At 43.1% G+C, this 15894-nt stretch carries 15 protein-coding genes; 6 read left to right on the top strand and 9 right to left on the bottom strand.

The window, feature by feature from the left end; translation table 11 throughout:
- Positions 1-56: 56 nt before the first annotated feature.
- The 3 genes from mscL (at position 57) to H6G05_RS03580 (ending at position 2984) form a co-directional block, all read left to right on the top strand.
- Positions 57-479, top strand: a complete 423-nt coding sequence (gene mscL, locus H6G05_RS03590) for a large conductance mechanosensitive channel protein MscL (protein ID WP_190576362.1) — start codon at positions 57-59, stop codon at positions 477-479.
- A gap of 152 nt (positions 480-631) precedes the next feature.
- A complete protein-coding gene (locus H6G05_RS03585) occupies positions 632-1651 on the top strand; it encodes a hypothetical protein (RefSeq protein WP_190576360.1) in 1020 nt (339 codons plus the stop codon).
- A gap of 85 nt (positions 1652-1736) precedes the next feature.
- Positions 1737-2984, top strand: a complete 1248-nt coding sequence (locus H6G05_RS03580) for a dihydroorotase (protein WP_190576359.1) — start codon at positions 1737-1739, stop codon at positions 2982-2984.
- Positions 2985-3232: 248 nt separating this feature from the next.
- On the opposite strand, the gene H6G05_RS03575 is transcribed toward H6G05_RS03580, so the two are convergent.
- From H6G05_RS03575 to H6G05_RS03550, 6 genes are all read right to left on the bottom strand, one after another.
- Positions 3233-4528, bottom strand: a complete 1296-nt coding sequence (locus H6G05_RS03575; protein ID WP_190576358.1) for a homoserine dehydrogenase — start codon at positions 4526-4528, stop codon at positions 3233-3235.
- A 244-nt stretch (positions 4529-4772) separates the two neighbouring features.
- Positions 4773-5114, bottom strand: a complete 342-nt coding sequence (locus H6G05_RS03570; RefSeq protein ID WP_190576356.1) for a DUF1830 domain-containing protein — start codon at positions 5112-5114, stop codon at positions 4773-4775.
- Positions 5115-5463: 349 nt separating this feature from the next.
- Positions 5464-6933, bottom strand: a complete 1470-nt coding sequence (locus tag H6G05_RS03565) for a mechanosensitive ion channel domain-containing protein (protein ID WP_190576355.1) — start codon at positions 6931-6933, stop codon at positions 5464-5466.
- 166 nt (positions 6934-7099) lie between these two features.
- Positions 7100-7342, bottom strand: coding sequence for a hypothetical protein (locus tag H6G05_RS03560; protein ID WP_190576353.1), 243 nt, complete (start codon positions 7340-7342; stop codon positions 7100-7102).
- 314 nt (positions 7343-7656) lie between these two features.
- Positions 7657-8736: a ligand-binding sensor domain-containing protein gene (locus H6G05_RS03555; protein WP_242025210.1), complete on the bottom strand. Its 1080-nt coding sequence runs from the start codon at positions 8734-8736 to the stop codon at positions 7657-7659.
- A 169-nt stretch (positions 8737-8905) separates the two neighbouring features.
- The gene (locus H6G05_RS03550) at positions 8906-10030 is read right to left on the bottom strand and encodes a FecR domain-containing protein (RefSeq protein WP_190576350.1); all 1125 of its coding nucleotides are present in this window, start codon (positions 10028-10030) and stop codon (positions 8906-8908) included.
- Between the two features lie 210 nt (positions 10031-10240).
- On the opposite strand from H6G05_RS03550, the gene rplI reads away from it, so the two are divergent.
- Positions 10241-10702 carry a 50S ribosomal protein L9 gene (rplI, locus tag H6G05_RS03545; RefSeq protein ID WP_094531764.1) on the top strand — a complete coding sequence of 154 codons (462 nt, stop codon included), beginning with the start codon at positions 10241-10243 and terminating at the stop codon, positions 10700-10702.
- Between the two features lie 58 nt (positions 10703-10760).
- Here the strand turns inward: rplI and pdxA are convergent, their stop codons facing one another.
- The gene (gene pdxA / locus H6G05_RS03540) at positions 10761-11843 is read right to left on the bottom strand and encodes a 4-hydroxythreonine-4-phosphate dehydrogenase PdxA (protein ID WP_190576348.1); all 1083 of its coding nucleotides are present in this window, start codon (positions 11841-11843) and stop codon (positions 10761-10763) included.
- A gap of 84 nt (positions 11844-11927) precedes the next feature.
- Between pdxA and dnaA the strand changes: the two genes are divergently transcribed.
- A complete protein-coding gene (gene dnaA, locus H6G05_RS03535; protein ID WP_190576346.1) occupies positions 11928-13403 on the top strand; it encodes a chromosomal replication initiator protein DnaA in 1476 nt (491 codons plus the stop codon).
- Between the two features lie 49 nt (positions 13404-13452).
- Positions 13453-13830: an allophanate hydrolase-related protein gene (locus H6G05_RS03530; RefSeq protein WP_190576344.1), complete on the top strand. Its 378-nt coding sequence runs from the start codon at positions 13453-13455 to the stop codon at positions 13828-13830.
- Positions 13831-13978: 148 nt separating this feature from the next.
- Here H6G05_RS03530 and H6G05_RS03525 read toward each other — a convergent pair whose 3' ends face one another.
- Together H6G05_RS03525 and H6G05_RS03520 are read right to left on the bottom strand one after the other, a co-directional pair.
- The gene (locus H6G05_RS03525; protein WP_190576342.1) at positions 13979-15658 is read right to left on the bottom strand and encodes a CocE/NonD family hydrolase; all 1680 of its coding nucleotides are present in this window, start codon (positions 15656-15658) and stop codon (positions 13979-13981) included.
- Positions 15659-15667: 9 nt separating this feature from the next.
- Positions 15668-15853, bottom strand: coding sequence for a hypothetical protein (locus tag H6G05_RS03520; protein ID WP_190576340.1), 186 nt, complete (start codon positions 15851-15853; stop codon positions 15668-15670).
- Positions 15854-15894 lie beyond the last annotated feature (41 nt).

Below are 15894 nucleotides of genomic sequence, written 5' to 3'. Positions count from 1 at the left end.
AGCAGTACAAAGCTGCACAATTACAGCCAGACTTTCTATTTGAGGAGCATTATTCTATGGGTTTACAAAATAGTAGACGTGCGGCTGGAGGTTTTATGAAAGACTTTCAGACTTTCATTTTGCAAGGAAATGTGATTGATTTAGCCGTTGCGGTGATTATTGGTGGTGCTTTTGGCAAAATTATCACTTCGTTGATCGAGGACATCATCACACCTTTGCTTCTAAATCCCGCTCTCAAAGCAGCCAATGTTGAAGATCTTGCTAAGCTACAAATCAATGGCATTAAATATGGTGTGTTTCTAGCCTCAGTGATTAATTTTTTAGTTATCGCTTTTGTGATCTTCATGATTATTCGTTCCTTTGAAGCGATGAAGCGTAAAAAAGTTCATGAAGAAGCGGCGGCTGAAGTCAAACCTGACCCTCAAGAGCGTCTGACCTTAGCTGTTGAACGTTTAGCAGAAGTGATGGAATCCAAATAAATTACCAAGTTTATAAGGTTGCATCTCTCAGGGGCGCAACCTTATAAACTTGGTTTTGCAATTAATTACATCCATCTACTTAAAATATAAGTGTCTGCTTTGCAGACACTTATATTTTAAGTAGATGGATAACTCTAGACTGCCCGCATATCATGCCATTTAGACAATTCAGCCACAAAATTTACCGATCTATATCGACATCTCTCTTAATTTTAGGAATTGCTATTGGTCTTAATGCTTGCTTTAGCCCAAATAATGACAAAAAAACGGAAGTAGATAAATCACCAGTCCCGATTTTCTTATTTATCCAAGCTTCTCCCGATGGTAAGACGATCGAAGGAATTGTCCCTTCCGATTTGGTAGAACAGTTAGGCAGTTTAGATCGGGTAATTCAATCAATTCCGTTAGGGAGCAGTTTTTCATTAATTCAGTTCGGAAAGCCACTGGGCATGTTTCAAGTCAGTGGGGTGCGTGGCTCCGATACTTTTGGAGCGATCGCCAGTTTTAAGGTGCAAGTACCAGCCGAAAATGAGAAAAATCAACCGACAAAAAGCTTTGATCCAGCCATTTTACGCCAGCCCAATTTAACAATTGTGGCAAGCGATCGCCTGAATACGGCAAGCGATCGCACCTACTTTTTTAACTGTCCCAGCAAAATCCAACCCCTTGTACTCGAAAAATCACGTAATTTATTTTTAAACCTTGGAGCAAAACAAGCTGCAATCTCACAAGTAGCGATCGCCTCGTTAGTATGTGCAGATATTGATGGTGACAACCAGCCTGAAATCATTGCAGGTTTGCGTCTCGATAATCCCATTCGTCCCGCAGGATTTGATCCTCAAGTGTGGCAAGAGTTTCTATCCCGTTCGGCTCTTGAGCGTCAGGAGTACAGCATGTTAGTCATGTTGCGAAAATCAACAAACGGAGATTGGACTTCAGAACCAATTTTGACCCATACTAGAGCGCTTTCCTATATCAATGATAGTGTCAGCAGCTATGCCCTCTATGGGCTTCAAGAGATCAATGGCGATCGCTATCCCGAAATTATCGTCCAAGAAATTGGCTTAAACTCACTTGATGTCCGCGTATTCACTCCTACTGTTGATGCTCAAGGTAAATGGCAATGGCGCAGTTATTACCAAAATCAGCGATCGCTCAATATTGTTCAATAAAAAAGTGTTGAGGGACTTTGCACCTCAACACTTTTTTAGTTTTAACGCACATCGCGCTATACAGTAAAAAGAAAAATCGTTTTGTATGCCCTCCGAAAATTCTCTCACTTACCCAGTTCTCTTCAAGCAAGTACGCATTCTTGATGCCGCCTCATCGTCAAATATTTCTGAAACTTTTGCCGATATTTTTGTTGATGGTGATCGCCAAATTCATCTCAACTTTGATCGATCCCAACTTCCTGAGAACATCAACATTGAGCAGCGGTCAGGTGTCGTCTTAGGAACAGGGCTGATTGATCTTTACAGCACTAGTTGTGAGCCTGGGCATGAATCTACCGAAACGATATCGGAACTAGTACAAGCAGCGAAAAATGGCGGTTTTACAACAGTTGGCATTTTGCCCAATACTCAACCCGCGATCGATGATATTGCCGCTCTAGAATTTTGGCGCAATGTGCAGCTCAAACAAGGAAATATTCTGCAACCTTGGGGAGCTATTACCAAGGGGCTAGAAGGAAATCAACTCACCGACATAGGAGAGCTAGCTGACTCCGTAGTTGGCTTTACCGATGGCAAAGCCGTTAACAATTTGCTGCTCGTGCGTCGCGCGATGGAATATATCAAACCGCTTGGTAAACCAATTGCCCTATTTCCCAAAAATCCTGATCTAGCAGGTAGTGGTGTAATTCGGGAAGGCAAATGGTCGATCCAATATGGCATGACAGGCTATCCTGCCGCCGCCGAGACTACAGCCCTTGCCGCCTTAATTGAGCTAGTACGCCTCACCAAAGCTCCCACCCATTTCATGCGACTTTCTACCGCCCAGAGTGTAGAACTAATTACTCAAGCCAAAAATGATGGATTACCTGTAACGGCAAGTACCACTTGGTTACACCTTTGTCACTACGATCGCGATTTAGCAACCTATGATCCGAATCTTCGTCTGATTCCGCCTCTCGGAAGTGAAAGCGATCGCCTAGCGTTGATTGCGGGTATCAAATCAGGAGCCATCGATAGCATTGCGATTGATCACACTCCCCGCGCTTACGAAGAAAAAGTTGTGCCTTTTGAAGTTGCGCCCGTAGGTGCAATCGGCTTAGAGTTTGCACTCTCTGTCCTCTGGCAAAACTTAGTAGTAACAGAATTACTGACTGCTAGTGAGCTTTGGCAATCTCTTAGCGTTAACCCAGCTAAAACTTTGGGACTTGCACAACCCAAACTTGCAACTCTTTTCGATCCAAGCTTAGAGTGGTTAGTTACAAATAATGCGATCGCCTCTCAATCGAGAAATAGCAATTATATGGGGCGATCGCTTATTGGTAAAGTTCTCTAAATCAAGAAGAACCCTAATCTCTTCCTAGCAAATAAGTGTTGCACGGCTTTGTCTTCCAATACATTAACTTCTTAATTACTGATGTTATGTGGAAGGAATTCTTGCGATGGCGTAAGTCTAGGGCTGGCACGGGGGCACAGCCCCTACAAGATCTAAAATTTACAGGTAGGGGCAATCCCCCCGTGGTTGCCCTGTTATGTGCTAGCAGCAAGAGGTTCATCATCTGAGTTCCGCATAACATCAGTTAATTAGAGAACTCTTAGGATCGTGGGGATACTATGCAAAGTAGTTAACTGGCGAATGGCAGCGATCGCTTGTTGGAAGTTGTACTCACTGACCCTTTGCGTTACCACCACAATTTCAGCTAACCCATCATGACTTGTATTTTTTTGTAAAATTGCATTCAAGCTAACGCAGTGTTTACCAAAAGCAGTACCCAGATCGCCGATCACCCCAGGTTTATCATGGGTTAGCAGTCTCGCATAGAACTGATTTACGGTGTTTTCAATGGGGGCAATTTTTGCGTAATGCTCATGGGAGCAGCCCATTAATTGATTTACTTGATTGGGCATAGATTTCAATGCTGCCACAACATTGATAATGTCGGCAACTACAGCACTAGCAGTTGCGCCTGCACCTGCGCCAGGTCCTGAAAAAACAACTTCACCAATGGGATCGCCTTCAATGCGAACGGCATTAGTGACACCATGAATATTCGCTAGGGGATGTTGAATCGGGATTAGCGTAGGATGTACCCGAATTTCCAAATCAATGTCATTTTTGTTATCGGTACGCCGCGCAATTCCTAAGAGCTTGATTGTAAAGCCTAACTCTTTGGCATAGCCAATATCAGCACTAGTGATCGAGCGAATACCCTCTCGGTAAATGTCCTCAAGTTTGACGCGATCGCCAAAGGCAAGACTTGCTAAAATCGCCATCTTGTCGGCAGCATCATAGCCATCGACATCGGCGGTGGGATCAGCTTCTGCATAGCCCAATTGTTGAGCTTCAGCAAGAGTTGCATCAAAATCAGCACCCTCAAAATACATACGGCTAAGAATGTAATTAGTTGTGCCGTTGACGATTCCTGTCAATTCACTGATGCGATTACCGCCTAGACTTTGCTTAAGGGCTTGAATCACAGGGATACCACCACAGGCAGCAGCTTCTAGCATTACATATACGCCTTTTTGTTTGGCGGCAGTAAAAATTTCATTGCCATGTCTAGCAATTACAGCTTTATTAGCAGTAACAATATGTTTGCCATTGGCGATCGCCTCTAAAATCAAACTTTTGGCTGGCTCAATTCCGCCAATAACCTCAACCACAACATCGATCTCAGGATCACTAACTATCGCAACCAAGTCATCTGTGACAATGCTGGAAGCGATCGCCACATCACGCTGCTTGTCTAGCGATCGCACACCTACCCGCGCGATTTCGATATCAGGTAGCAAAGGATGACGACCCGCAGGGTCTTGGAAAATTTTGGCAACGCCTGTGCCAACTGTTCCTAATCCGAGAAGTCCAACTTTATATGTCACAGTCTTACTTTTTTTGATTTTCGTCGATTTCAATTAGCTTTTATTGTAGTTTTTTTGGGGACGCGATGAATCACTGCATCTGCATCCGCATAAATGAAGGCGGCGCTTCGCGCCGCCTTCATTTATTTATATTAAATAAGGAAGAGATTGCATGGCAATCTCTTCCTTTGACAAAATAGTAAAATAATAAAGTTAAAGACAAAAAAGCAACGGCTACTACATAATCCAAAAACTAATCCAAAAACTAGGCAGCGATCGACAGATCTTTATTTGCCCCTTTGATATTTGATAAATTTAGTCCCATATTCATGTCCATAGCTACGACTGCAATTTGATAACAAGGAATCGTATCCGCATGAATTAAACCAGATGAAACACATTCACAGATTTCTAGTAAGGCATCTATGGAAGCAGTAAATTGAATGCATTGATTAGGAAATACTACTCTTTCAAAAAAATTAGTCTTGGGTTGAGCTATACGAATAATTTGTACAAACTCAGTGTCATTACGATAAATGCAGATTGATTGATTAAATTGAGATTCTAAATTGCTGGAATTAATTTTTTGTGCTTGGATATTAGACATTTTAATCACTATATTGAGTAGCCACTAACTTTGCTGGTTAATGATCCCAGAGTAGGGGATCGTCTCATGGCTAGCAGTGATATAGCGCACATATTCCAAGTTTCTTAAGCTTTGGGGATCGATTTTTTAATGGTTTGGGATAGTTGGTCATAAAGTGACCAACTATCCCAAACCATTAAAATTAGTCTTGCTATAGGCTTGATCTTTACGTCACTTTGCAATGTATAGCTGTCGCCAGTATGAGGACATAAAACCCAAGAAGATAATGGCGGCGCTTCGCGCCGCCATTATCTTCTTGGGTTTTGCTTTTGTCCAACACAATCGACGGCAGCTATATTTGCAATGTATTTTATGGACTTTTGCCTAAATTAATTCCAAAAATATTATTTAAGCGATCGCGTACCCAAGACAAAGCCGCATATTGCGATCGCTGTAATTCCTCTTCGTTGAGTAATCCCAGACTGATTAACACCTGCTGTCGTTCTGATAATTTCAGAGCAATCTGCTCACCTAATTCTTTATGTTCACTGAGCAGCTTTTGTAACTGTTGACGCTCCACCACAAATAGAACTGTATCTATAGTCAAAGCCCTTACCGTTGCAGTCCGAGGCGTACCTATTAATAGTGAAATCTCTCCAAAAAATTCGCCTTCACTTAATGTGGCGATCACCTGATTATTCTTCTCTGAAAAGACTTCGACGACACCCGACAAAATAATATAAAACTCTTCACTGGGATCATTCTCATGGCAAATGATTTCACTAATATCAAAATGCTTACGATAACCCCTAGCGATTAAAGCAAATAGTTCTACCTCAGTGCATCTCTCAAAATAAGATATTTTACGTAATAGATCACGTAGACTCTTAGAATTTATGACATTATTAGCTGGAGAAATTGCAGAATTTGTCTGTTTTGCATTTAACAGTTGATAATCTTCTGGATTCGGTGGCGCGATAACCTGCTGCATTGCCTCAGGATTGTGCAGGATGATCTCTCTGGTTGGGAAAGGAATTCTAATGCCTCTAGATCTAAACTCATAGGCAATCCGAAAATTAATCGAACTCCGAATTGGTTCATTAGCATCAGGATCATCAATCCAGACCAGTAGCTCAAACTCAAGTGATTCTTTCCCAAATGCCTGAAACCAAACTTCTGGCGGTGGATTTGACAATACTCGCGGCTCATGGCGAGCGGCAGTGAGCAAGGCTTCAGTTAATACTAATAAATCAGTGTCACAAGCCACGCTCACAGGAATATGAATACGGCAAGTATGTCCCTCATAGCTCCAGTTAACCGTATTGTTTTCAATAAATCGCTGATTTGGCACAATTACAAATAAATCATCTTCAGTACGAATAATGGTGGAGCGAATAGAGATTTTCTCAATTGTGCCTTTGAGTTCACCAATCTCGATATAGTCACCAATTTTGATAGTTTGCTCAAACAGTAAAACTAATCCACTAATAAAGTTGCTAGCTATATTTTGCAATCCAAAACCAATCCCAATACCGACCACACCCGCAATCACCGCTAGCGAACTAAGATTTATTCCCGCCGTTTGCAGAATAATTACACTGCTAAGGGTGATTAGTACATATTTAATAAATACGGTAATCGCCTCTTGCAATCCGCGATTAATCCGAAGTTTTGACAATAATGACTGCCTAATGATTTCGCTAATAATTCTTGACACAAAAAAAGCTAAGACAATAAGACCTAGCAAAGAAATGATCGTAGCGATCGAAAACTTAGTACCTCCAATATCTAAAATTTGGGCTGTGAAGATTTCATACAGTTTTGTTAATAAAACATCCATCTTTTAGTTTAATTTCTCCACAAAAAATCAACCCGAAATAATTTTAGAAAGCCCCACTAAGCCCTGCCTTCTAAAATCACTCTAAATTTAAACATTTACAAACAGCTCAGTCCTAAATCATTTGTAGGTTTTTTATTTTGTCTGAAAATAAACCCTTGGAACAATCTTATACAAACCATTTGAGAAAACCTATGTTTAGGTTGCCCCGATCTAAATATAGATTTCCATAATTTAAAATATAGCCCCAAAATATAGCAATTGGAGAAAAAAGAAAGACAACAATTCCTACTCGTTTCTTAATTTTATAGCTGTTGCCAAGTGTAAAACCCAAGAAGATAATGGCGGCGCTTCGCGCCGCCATTATCTTCTTGGGTTTTTCTTGTGTCCTAACACAATCGATGGCAGCCATATATAGCTGTCGCCATTCTTGTTAGGACATAAAACCCAAATAGTGTGAGGCGGCGCTTCGCGCCGCCTCACACTATTTGGGTTTTGATTTGTCCTGATACAGATGGCTATAGCTATAACTAGTGTTGACACACTTTTGGAAATTGAAAACCAAACCCAGTAAGGATTTTAAAAACACAAAATGGCGTAGCCGTTTTGTGTTTTGGTATTACAACCTATTGAGGCTTTGAGTAGTACAGAGAAATTTTTGGAAGCGTCGCTCCGCGCCACCTCCAAAAATTTCTCTGTAGTTTAATTAAGCGCAAAGCGCTGTACTTATTTTTGAGTTGTATAAACTACAGTCGCATTTGCACTTGGTATTTCCGATTTTTTAAGTTGAGTGTTGATCTTGCCTAAACCATCCTCAGTACCAATCCATATTTGTTGATTATGGACAAGCAAATTGATGACTGAACTACTGGGCAAGTTATAAATCGATGATGTAATAGCGCCATTATAGGTATTGGCGAGAACTAACCCATCCCTCATTCCAATCCACAACTCACCATTTTTATGACTCGCCAGAGCCACAATATCTCGTCCTGTTACAGCATTAATGCGGGCGATCGCCTTATTAGTTTTTGGATTAATTTCAAATACATTGCGAGGAGTACCTGCCCAAATCTTGCCCGAAGGCTCCACGGCGATCGCTTGGACAATTTGCCCCGATACATAGGGAATCCTTGCGGTGATTTTGGCTGTTCCGGGGTTGATTTTCACCAGTCCATTTAATGTCCCGACCCAAAGATAGCCAGCATTATCAAACTGCATCACATTGGCGGCTGTCCCTGGTAGGTCGGGCATTCTGGCATAGGTTTCAGCATTGTAAGGACTGATGCGGGTTAAACCTTGATCAGTTCCGACCCAAATAAAACCTGCACGATCCATCGCTAGACTGAGGATTCGGCTGGAAGATAGTTGAATCGCAATGTTTTCAATTTTGCCAGAGCTAGGCTCAATCTGATATAAGCCTGAGGTTGTGCCAACCCAAAAATAACCACGACGATCTTCTAATAGGGCGGTAACCGTGGAATTGGGTAAAGAGATGGAGTTAACTGCCGCACCAGTTCTCTGATCAATTTGCATCAAACCTTGCCAAGTACCGATCCATAGTCTTCCCTGATAATCGATGAGGGTGGAACTAACTCGACTATCTAGATTTGATGAGGGATTACGGGCAAGAAGAATGTTAGCTGGTATATCTGAATTATGCTTGTCAGGATTAATTGCATTGGCGCTGTTAACGACTCCATAGGTGACGGTGCATAGGCTGACTACATTAACTATTAGGGAAATTAATGTACTGGATAACGCACTGGAGATTTTTTTGGCTGCCAACATCTTTACCACCATCATTAGTCGAGTCGCTATTTATGCTCTTTTAAGGGTCAGATGTTAACACAAGAGATTGCGATCGCCACATCAATTTTAGACATCCTCTATAAAACCCAAAATAGTAATGGCGGCGCGAAGCGCCGCCATTACTATTTTGGGTTAAAGGTGGCACGAAGCGCCACCTTTAACCCTATGGTTTTGGCTCTGGAGCTACGGGTGCGGGTGCAGGGATCTCAGGTTGAACTGGCTGAGGTGGTGGCTCTAAGGGCGCAGGTTGTGCAGGTGGTGGCTCTATCGGTGTTGCCACAGGATTGTTAGTTACAGGTGTCGGCTCTGTCCTTACTGGTTCTGGAGCATTATTGTTGGCTGGAGCAGGGTTGTTGGAGTTTGCTTGTGGAACAGCAGGTTCCGTCCTAGCAGCTGTTGGTTCTTCACGTCTGGGTGCAGGTGGTTCTTCACGGCGATCATTGCGATCGCTATTTGCGGCTGGGCTTGAATTATAAGTAACTTTATTGCGATTGGGATTTTCAGTGGGTTTAGGTAAGTCAGCACGGCGAAACTCAATCGTACTTGCTTCCTTGACCGTCGCTGTCACCCCAAATTCCGAGGTAATTTGCGGCAAACTTGCCAACTGGGTACTAAATCCAAAAATCAAAGCATTATTCGCAATCCGTTTGTCAATACTTTCTTTGTCAATGCGTTTTGGGGCTGAAGCTTTACCATCGGCTTTGATCCTAATTTCTTCGCCTTTGCCAAGGGTGACAATTTCTGATGTGCTTTTGAGTAAGACAGTTACAGTGCCATCAAGCGCAATCACCCGCCGATCTTCCGCCGCCTTAGGTGGAATTTCTAGATACACCGTGCCATCGTTGCTAGAAATTTCGCCAAAGGGGGTTTGGACTTGGGCTGGAGATTTGCGATCGCTAGCTGCCCAAGCCACTAAACGCCCAGATGTAAATTCAACTTGATTCTGTGGTTTGAGGGTTAAGCTTGATTTTCCGCCAATTCTGATAATCGCCCCACTGCGTAAGGTCACTTGAGCCGTTGAGGAGTCTTCGGTGCTAACGCTTTCATTTACCTTAAGTGGCACACCCACAGTCGCAGGTCTTGCGGATGTGGAGTTAACATACCTAACGCGCACAGGGAAGCTGCGAATTTCACTAATTTCGGCGATCGCTTCGGTCGGTAAAGCCTCAGAACTAAAAGGTTTAGGAGGCTGATTAATTGTGCAACTAGGCAGAACTACGACCGCTAAAGATAAGGCCAGAAGCGGCAAAATTTGCCTAGAGATTTTGAATAACTGCCAACGCTGCATCGTAAATTTTTTGTAGAGTCTACAAAGCCAGTTTTTTCGCTATACTAGAAAGTCTGGTTAAAACCGTAAATTCTAATGTATCTATATTAGTTCTAACTTCGTTGTTTGACCATAGCTAGTAGTAATTCTCATCATAGCTGTGAGACTGCGCCGTAGCCGCAATCCCTCAGATGTACATCTATCTTTTAAACGAGTAAGAGTCAAAAGCACATGGCAAAGAGTAATTTGCAGGTCATGCTGACCAAAAATGTTACAAAATTAGGCAAACTTGGCGATTTAGTAGCTGTAAAGCCTGGCTATGCCCAAAATTTCCTCATACCTCAAGGTTTAGCTATTCGTGCTACCTCAGGTGTTGTTAAAGAAGTTGAAAGACGTAAGGAAGTTGAGCGTCAACGCTTGATCGCTATTCGTCAAGAAGCAGAAAGCCGTAAGACCGCATTATCAACTATTGGTGGCTTTATTATTAAGAAAAAAGTCGGCGAAGGTAATGCAATTTTCGGTACTGTGACCGATCGCGAAGTTGCTCAGTTGATTACCGCAAAGTCGATGCTAGAAATCGATCACCGCGACATTACAATTCCTGAAATTAATCAAACAGGTACTTTTGATGTTTCGATCAAGCTTCATGCTGAAGTCACCGCAACGATCAAAATTCAAGTTATTCCTGAATAATCATCCCAAAAAAGAGGCGGCGCAAAGCGCCGCCTCTTTTTTTGTTCGTAAGGGCAATTCATGAATTGCCCTTACGAACGTTTGCGAGTTCGACCGCAAGGAGGATCGCCTCGATCGTACTAGCAGGATCGGCAATACCTTTGCCAGAAATATCAAAGGCTGTACCATGATCGGGTGATGTGCGAACAAAGGGCAACCCAATTGTGGTATTCACAGCCCGATCAAAGGCTAAGAGCTTAACGGGAATTAAACCCTGATCGTGGTACATAGCAAGATAAGCGTCATACCCAAGATGCGCCCGATCGCGATCGCTCCAAGCCTTGGCAGGATTGATCCACATCGTATCGGGTGGAATTGGGTTTGTAACTTGGGCGTTGGGGTGTTGCTGACGATAGCGATCTATTAACGGCTGTAACCAGTCCCTCTCCTCGCGCCCTAGTTGTCCCTGTTCACCACTATGGGGATTGATCCCCGATATGGCAATCCGTGGATTTGTAATCCCGAAATCCTGTAATAGCGATCGGCGTAGTAATTCTAATTTCTGCTCGATTAACTCTGGTGTAAGTTGCTTGGTGACTTCGCTCAAAGGAATATGCACCGTTGCTAGCAAAGTACGAAACACCCAGTCTGTATGAGGGGATTTACCCACAAACAACATCCCAAAATCATCAACTTGGCTCCGCTCAGCCAATAACTCAGTCTGTCCTGCATAGTCATGCCCCGCTTGTTTCCATGCTGACTTAGCGATTGGTGCGGTAACGATCGCATCAAAATTCCCTGAGAGAGTTTGGGCGATCGCAGCATCAAGATAAGCAAAACTAGCTGCCCCACTTGCGCGATTGCCAATTCCTAAAGAAATCTCCTCATTAGTGCAGATATCGACAATCTCTATGCTGTCAGGATCAGCCATCAATAAATTGTTATGATTTCTCAACAAATCATAGGTTTCCCCTAGATAGCGGCGATCGCCAAAAACTGTAAACGTTGTATCCAGTCCTAATAAATGGCGATCGGCAAGAGATTTTAGAATGATTTCCGTACCAATTCCTGCGGGATCGCCTATAGTGAGAGCTATTCGCGCTCTAGAGTTAGACTGAGATTTTGATCTGGAGCTTGTGTAGTCATTCCGCAGAATATTCATTAAGTCAATTAAGTAATTCTCCAAAATTTTAATACACGCGATAAGATCGTGATCCGCCGTTAGCCCTCTTGACCACAACCAACGATGTCTGTTGATATTTCCTTAGAAACCCTCTGGAATCAAGTTCTCGAACTGCTTGAAAGCCAACTTAGCCGTCCAACCTATGAAGGATGGATTAAGACAGTTGTGGCTGATGAGCTTACGGCTGATCGCTTGACTATTCGCACGCCCTCAATTTTTGCTAAAAATTGGCTGCATAAATATTACGTTCAAAATATTACGGATGCAGTCACGGAAATCCTTGGCTATCCAGTAGAAATTCATATTGAGGCAGCTCCAAGCAGTGAACCGCCTACGGGTCAACCTGAGCTAAATCTTAATCTTGATGGTGCTGAGATTAGTCAAGATGGGATGCTGGAAACGGCGATCGCAGCGGAGGCAGTTCACGCAATGGCGGCGGCAATTCCTACCACGCTCAATAATGCCCAAAGTCCTCAGTCATCAGATAGCAATGGTCACGTACCACGTCCTAGCAACCTCAATGCTAAATACAATTTCAATCGTTTTGTAGTTGGTTCCACCAATCGCATGGCTCATGCAGCGGCGCTTGCCGTGTCCGAGTCCCCAGGGCGTGAGTTTAATCCTTTGTTTTTATGCGGTGGTGTGGGCTTAGGCAAGACCCATCTGATGCAAGCGATCGCCCATTACCGTCTAGAAATCGAACCGAAAGCAAGAATCGCCTATGTATCGACAGAGCAGTTCACTAACGATCTAATTTCGGCAATTCGCAAAGATAGTATGCAGCGATTTCGGGAACTGTATCGCGAGATCGATATGTTGATAGTTGATGACATTCAATTTATCGAAGGTAAGGAATATACTCAGGAGGAGTTTTTCCATACTTTTAATACGCTTTACGAAACTGGTAAACAAATCGTATTAGCCAGCGATCGCCCACCTGCTCAGATTCCGCGTTTGCAAGAACGACTTTGTTCACGATTCTCGATGGGATTGATTGCGGATATTCAAGTTCCAGATTTGGAGACGCGCATGGCAATCTTACAAAAGAAAGCTGAATACGATCATCTCAAAATCCCTGCCGATGTCCTCCATTACATTGCCGCTAGCTATACTTCTAATATTCGCGAATTGGAAGGAGCATTAGTGCGAACTGTTGCCTATATCTCGATTTCGGGATTGCCGATGACGGTGGAAAATGTTGCACCAGTTCTCAATCCTCCCAAAGAACCTGTAGAAGTATCTGCCGAGATGGTTTTGAGCGTAGTTACGGAAATGCTGAATATCGATTTAGCCGATCTATTAGGGAATTCACGCCGCAGAGAAATCAGCCAAGCCCGTCAGTATGTGATGTATCTCATGCGTCAGCATACAAATCTCAGCTTGCCCAAAATTGGTGAAGCAGTAGGTGGTAAAGACCATACAACGGTGATGTATAGTTGCGAAAAGGTCGCTCAGTTGCAATCAACTGATGGTGATATCGCCCAGTTGTTGAGGCAGTTAAGCGATCGCATCTATCTCGTTGCTCAAACCAAAAACTAATGGAGTAGACAGCGCAAAGCGCTATCCACAATTACTACACTAAAAAATTATGCAGATGATTGATTTTGCCGTAAATGGAACTTTAATGCGCGGACTGGAGCTGAATGGTAACTTGCAGAAAGTGGGGGCAGTATTTGTAAGAGAAGACATAACTGCACCTATATATCGACTTTGGTCGATCGCTGATCGCCATCCTGCGATGTTACGTGTTAGCGAAAATGGACAAGCGATCGCTTTAGAGATTTGGTCAGTTACTCCCGATGCTTTGGGTGCAATTTTATTGTCTGAGCCTGCTGGGCTATGTATTGGCAAAATTGTTTTAGCCAATGGACAAGAAGTTTTGGGCGTTCTTGGCGAACCATTTTTATGTGAAGGGCAAAAAGAAATTACTTCCTATGGTGGGTGGCGGGCTTACACCGCAAGTTAAACCAAGAATCTCTTGTCGCCAGCCAAGCAGGGCAACCACGGGGGGATTGCCCCTACCTGCAATAATTAAATGTTCTGTAGGGGCTGCGCCCCCGTGCCAGCCCCAAACCTTAGCGATAGCAGGAATTCTATCTGCGTAAGGTGAATTTTTATTTTATGGGTAGTTGTAAATGGGAAGGATATTCCGCACCATAAAAAATTTGCTGCGTTGCCTCCACCAAGTCACTGACTGTCGCCTCTGACGGTAACTTCTGTGTATTAGAATGTCGCTCGATCGCAGGAAAAGCTGAACTGGCGATCGCTATCCCAATCCGATGTCCTTGAGCAAAATTTTGACAGGTTGGACGTAATTTAATCCGATATTCATTCACCACATCAGACTCGATCCATTCAGGCTCAGTCCATGATTTACGGAATTTCGCTCGTAAAACACCCATCGATACCAGCATTTGTTTACCATCTGGATAAATATCTAAGAGCTTAATTACCCAATCAGTATCAGGAGCAGTAGTAGCTGCATAGAGAACAAATTCGGGAATACCTGCGATCGCTATCTCTTCATCCAGTTCTGCACTCTCATAAACCAATACATCCCAACGATGATGCACATTGCGCTGATCGTAGAATCCGTAGGGAGTAGTAGGGTTAGGATTGCGGGGATCGTAGACATAGATATCGGGTAGTTGGTGATTGGTGATTGGTGATTGTTCGATTAGTTGTTTTTGGGAAGTAAGATAGAATACTTTGGTGCGAGTATCTTTCGGGAATTCTGGTAAATCTAGCCACTGATTTTTGCCCATAAAAAACATTTGAACGGGAGCGCGATCGCAGATTCCGTTATCAATCTCTTTTAACCAAAAATCAAACCAATCCACTTGCAATTGATCAATTTTAGAAACAGCCGCTTCACCAAAATCAAGCTCGCCAACTTTCGGTAGCCAAGGCATATGCTGCCAAGGTGCAACTACTAGATGCTGTGGTTTTGTCGTTGCATATTTGGCTTGGTGGTAGGTGTTAATCGTCGCCTCAATGAAAATATCTGCCCATCCCGCAATGTGTAAAGCAGGCAAATCATAGCGATCAAAATAACTGAGAGGATTTAGCTGTTGCCAATATTGATCATCAGCTTGCTGATTCCCAATCCAATCAAAAAAGAATCTTCCGAAATCTCCAAAGGATTCATTCTTAAATAGTTCTATTTCACTTAATGGCACAGTCTCTAACCATTTAGAGACCTGCTTTTGGGCTTCAAAAAGCTTCGTTGCTTGTGGTTCTTGCTTTAAATACCATGCTCGATTTTGCGCCAATTGCAAAGCCCAACCTAGGTCAAAGTCTAGACAAAGCGCACCACCAAAATAAAACCAACCATGATACAAATCCGCCGTTGCCATAGTCGGACAGATCGTCACAAGTCCTTCAGGTTGCTTTACAGCCGCTTGAAATTGAGTTACCCCCTGATAGGAAAATCCATACATTCCCACCTTGCCACTACTGCCTTCTAGTTCCTTTGCACACCATTCCACTGTGTCAAATCCATCATCATATTCACTGACAAATGGATAGAACTCACCATCAGAAGTACCACAACCACGCACATCTTGGATCACGACAATATAGCCTTGGCTGGCATACCAACTGGGATGAGCATAGGTGCAACTAGAGGCGATCGCTCGACCATAGGGCAAGCGCATCAATAACACTGGCAAAGGCGTATCAACGTTTTTGGGGCGATAAATATCAGCCGTCAAGTTAAGGCGATCGCGCATGGGGATCTTGACTTGACGCTGGACATTAACTTGAGAATGGAATGAAGTTAATTTAGGAGGCATGGAGATATCCTAGTCCTGTTGCCAATCAGGGAAGATCTTTCTGATTTCAATCAAGAGATCATCAAGTTCTTCTAAGGCTTGGATCACATCAATGCTCAAGCTACCCAAATTATCTTTGAGAGACAATTGCACCAATAATTCACGCTTGCTAGCGATCGCCACAAATCTTTCTTTTAAAGCTTCAGGAGTAGACATATCTCAGGTTTTAGTAAGTTGTTTTGACTAGGATTTAAGTA

It is taken from the genome of Phormidium tenue FACHB-1050, assembly GCF_014696925.1.
In the GTDB taxonomy this organism is placed as follows: domain Bacteria; phylum Cyanobacteriota; class Cyanobacteriia; order Pseudanabaenales; family Pseudanabaenaceae; genus Pseudanabaena.
The sequence above is the reverse complement of the archived record's forward strand: the minus strand, read 5'-3'. Positions and strand labels throughout refer to the sequence as shown.

Excerpts from the sequence above, each read along its gene's own strand:
- mscL (WP_190576362.1), top strand. The coding sequence starts at position 57 with ATGGGTTTACAAAATAGTAGACGTGCGGCTGGAGGTTTTATGAAAGAC.
- H6G05_RS03585 (WP_190576360.1), top strand. The coding sequence starts at position 632 with ATGCCATTTAGACAATTCAGCCACAAAATTTACCGATCTATATCGACA.
- H6G05_RS03580 (WP_190576359.1), top strand. The coding sequence starts at position 1,737 with ATGCCCTCCGAAAATTCTCTCACTTACCCAGTTCTCTTCAAGCAAGTA.
- H6G05_RS03570 (WP_190576356.1), bottom strand. The coding sequence starts at position 5,114 with ATGTCTAATATCCAAGCACAAAAAATTAATTCCAGCAATTTAGAATCT.
- H6G05_RS03565 (WP_190576355.1), bottom strand. The coding sequence starts at position 6,933 with ATGGATGTTTTATTAACAAAACTGTATGAAATCTTCACAGCCCAAATT.
- H6G05_RS03560 (WP_190576353.1), bottom strand. The coding sequence starts at position 7,342 with ATGGCTGCCATCGATTGTGTTAGGACACAAGAAAAACCCAAGAAGATA.
- H6G05_RS03555 (WP_242025210.1), bottom strand. The coding sequence starts at position 8,736 with ATGATGGTGGTAAAGATGTTGGCAGCCAAAAAAATCTCCAGTGCGTTA.
- H6G05_RS03550 (WP_190576350.1), bottom strand. The coding sequence starts at position 10,030 with ATGCAGCGTTGGCAGTTATTCAAAATCTCTAGGCAAATTTTGCCGCTT.
- rplI (WP_094531764.1), top strand. The coding sequence starts at position 10,241 with ATGGCAAAGAGTAATTTGCAGGTCATGCTGACCAAAAATGTTACAAAA.
- pdxA (WP_190576348.1), bottom strand. The coding sequence starts at position 11,843 with ATGAATATTCTGCGGAATGACTACACAAGCTCCAGATCAAAATCTCAG.
- dnaA (WP_190576346.1), top strand. The coding sequence starts at position 11,928 with ATGTCTGTTGATATTTCCTTAGAAACCCTCTGGAATCAAGTTCTCGAA.
- H6G05_RS03530 (WP_190576344.1), top strand. The coding sequence starts at position 13,453 with ATGCAGATGATTGATTTTGCCGTAAATGGAACTTTAATGCGCGGACTG.
- H6G05_RS03525 (WP_190576342.1), bottom strand. The coding sequence starts at position 15,658 with ATGCCTCCTAAATTAACTTCATTCCATTCTCAAGTTAATGTCCAGCGT.
- H6G05_RS03520 (WP_190576340.1), bottom strand. The coding sequence starts at position 15,853 with ATGTCTACTCCTGAAGCTTTAAAAGAAAGATTTGTGGCGATCGCTAGC.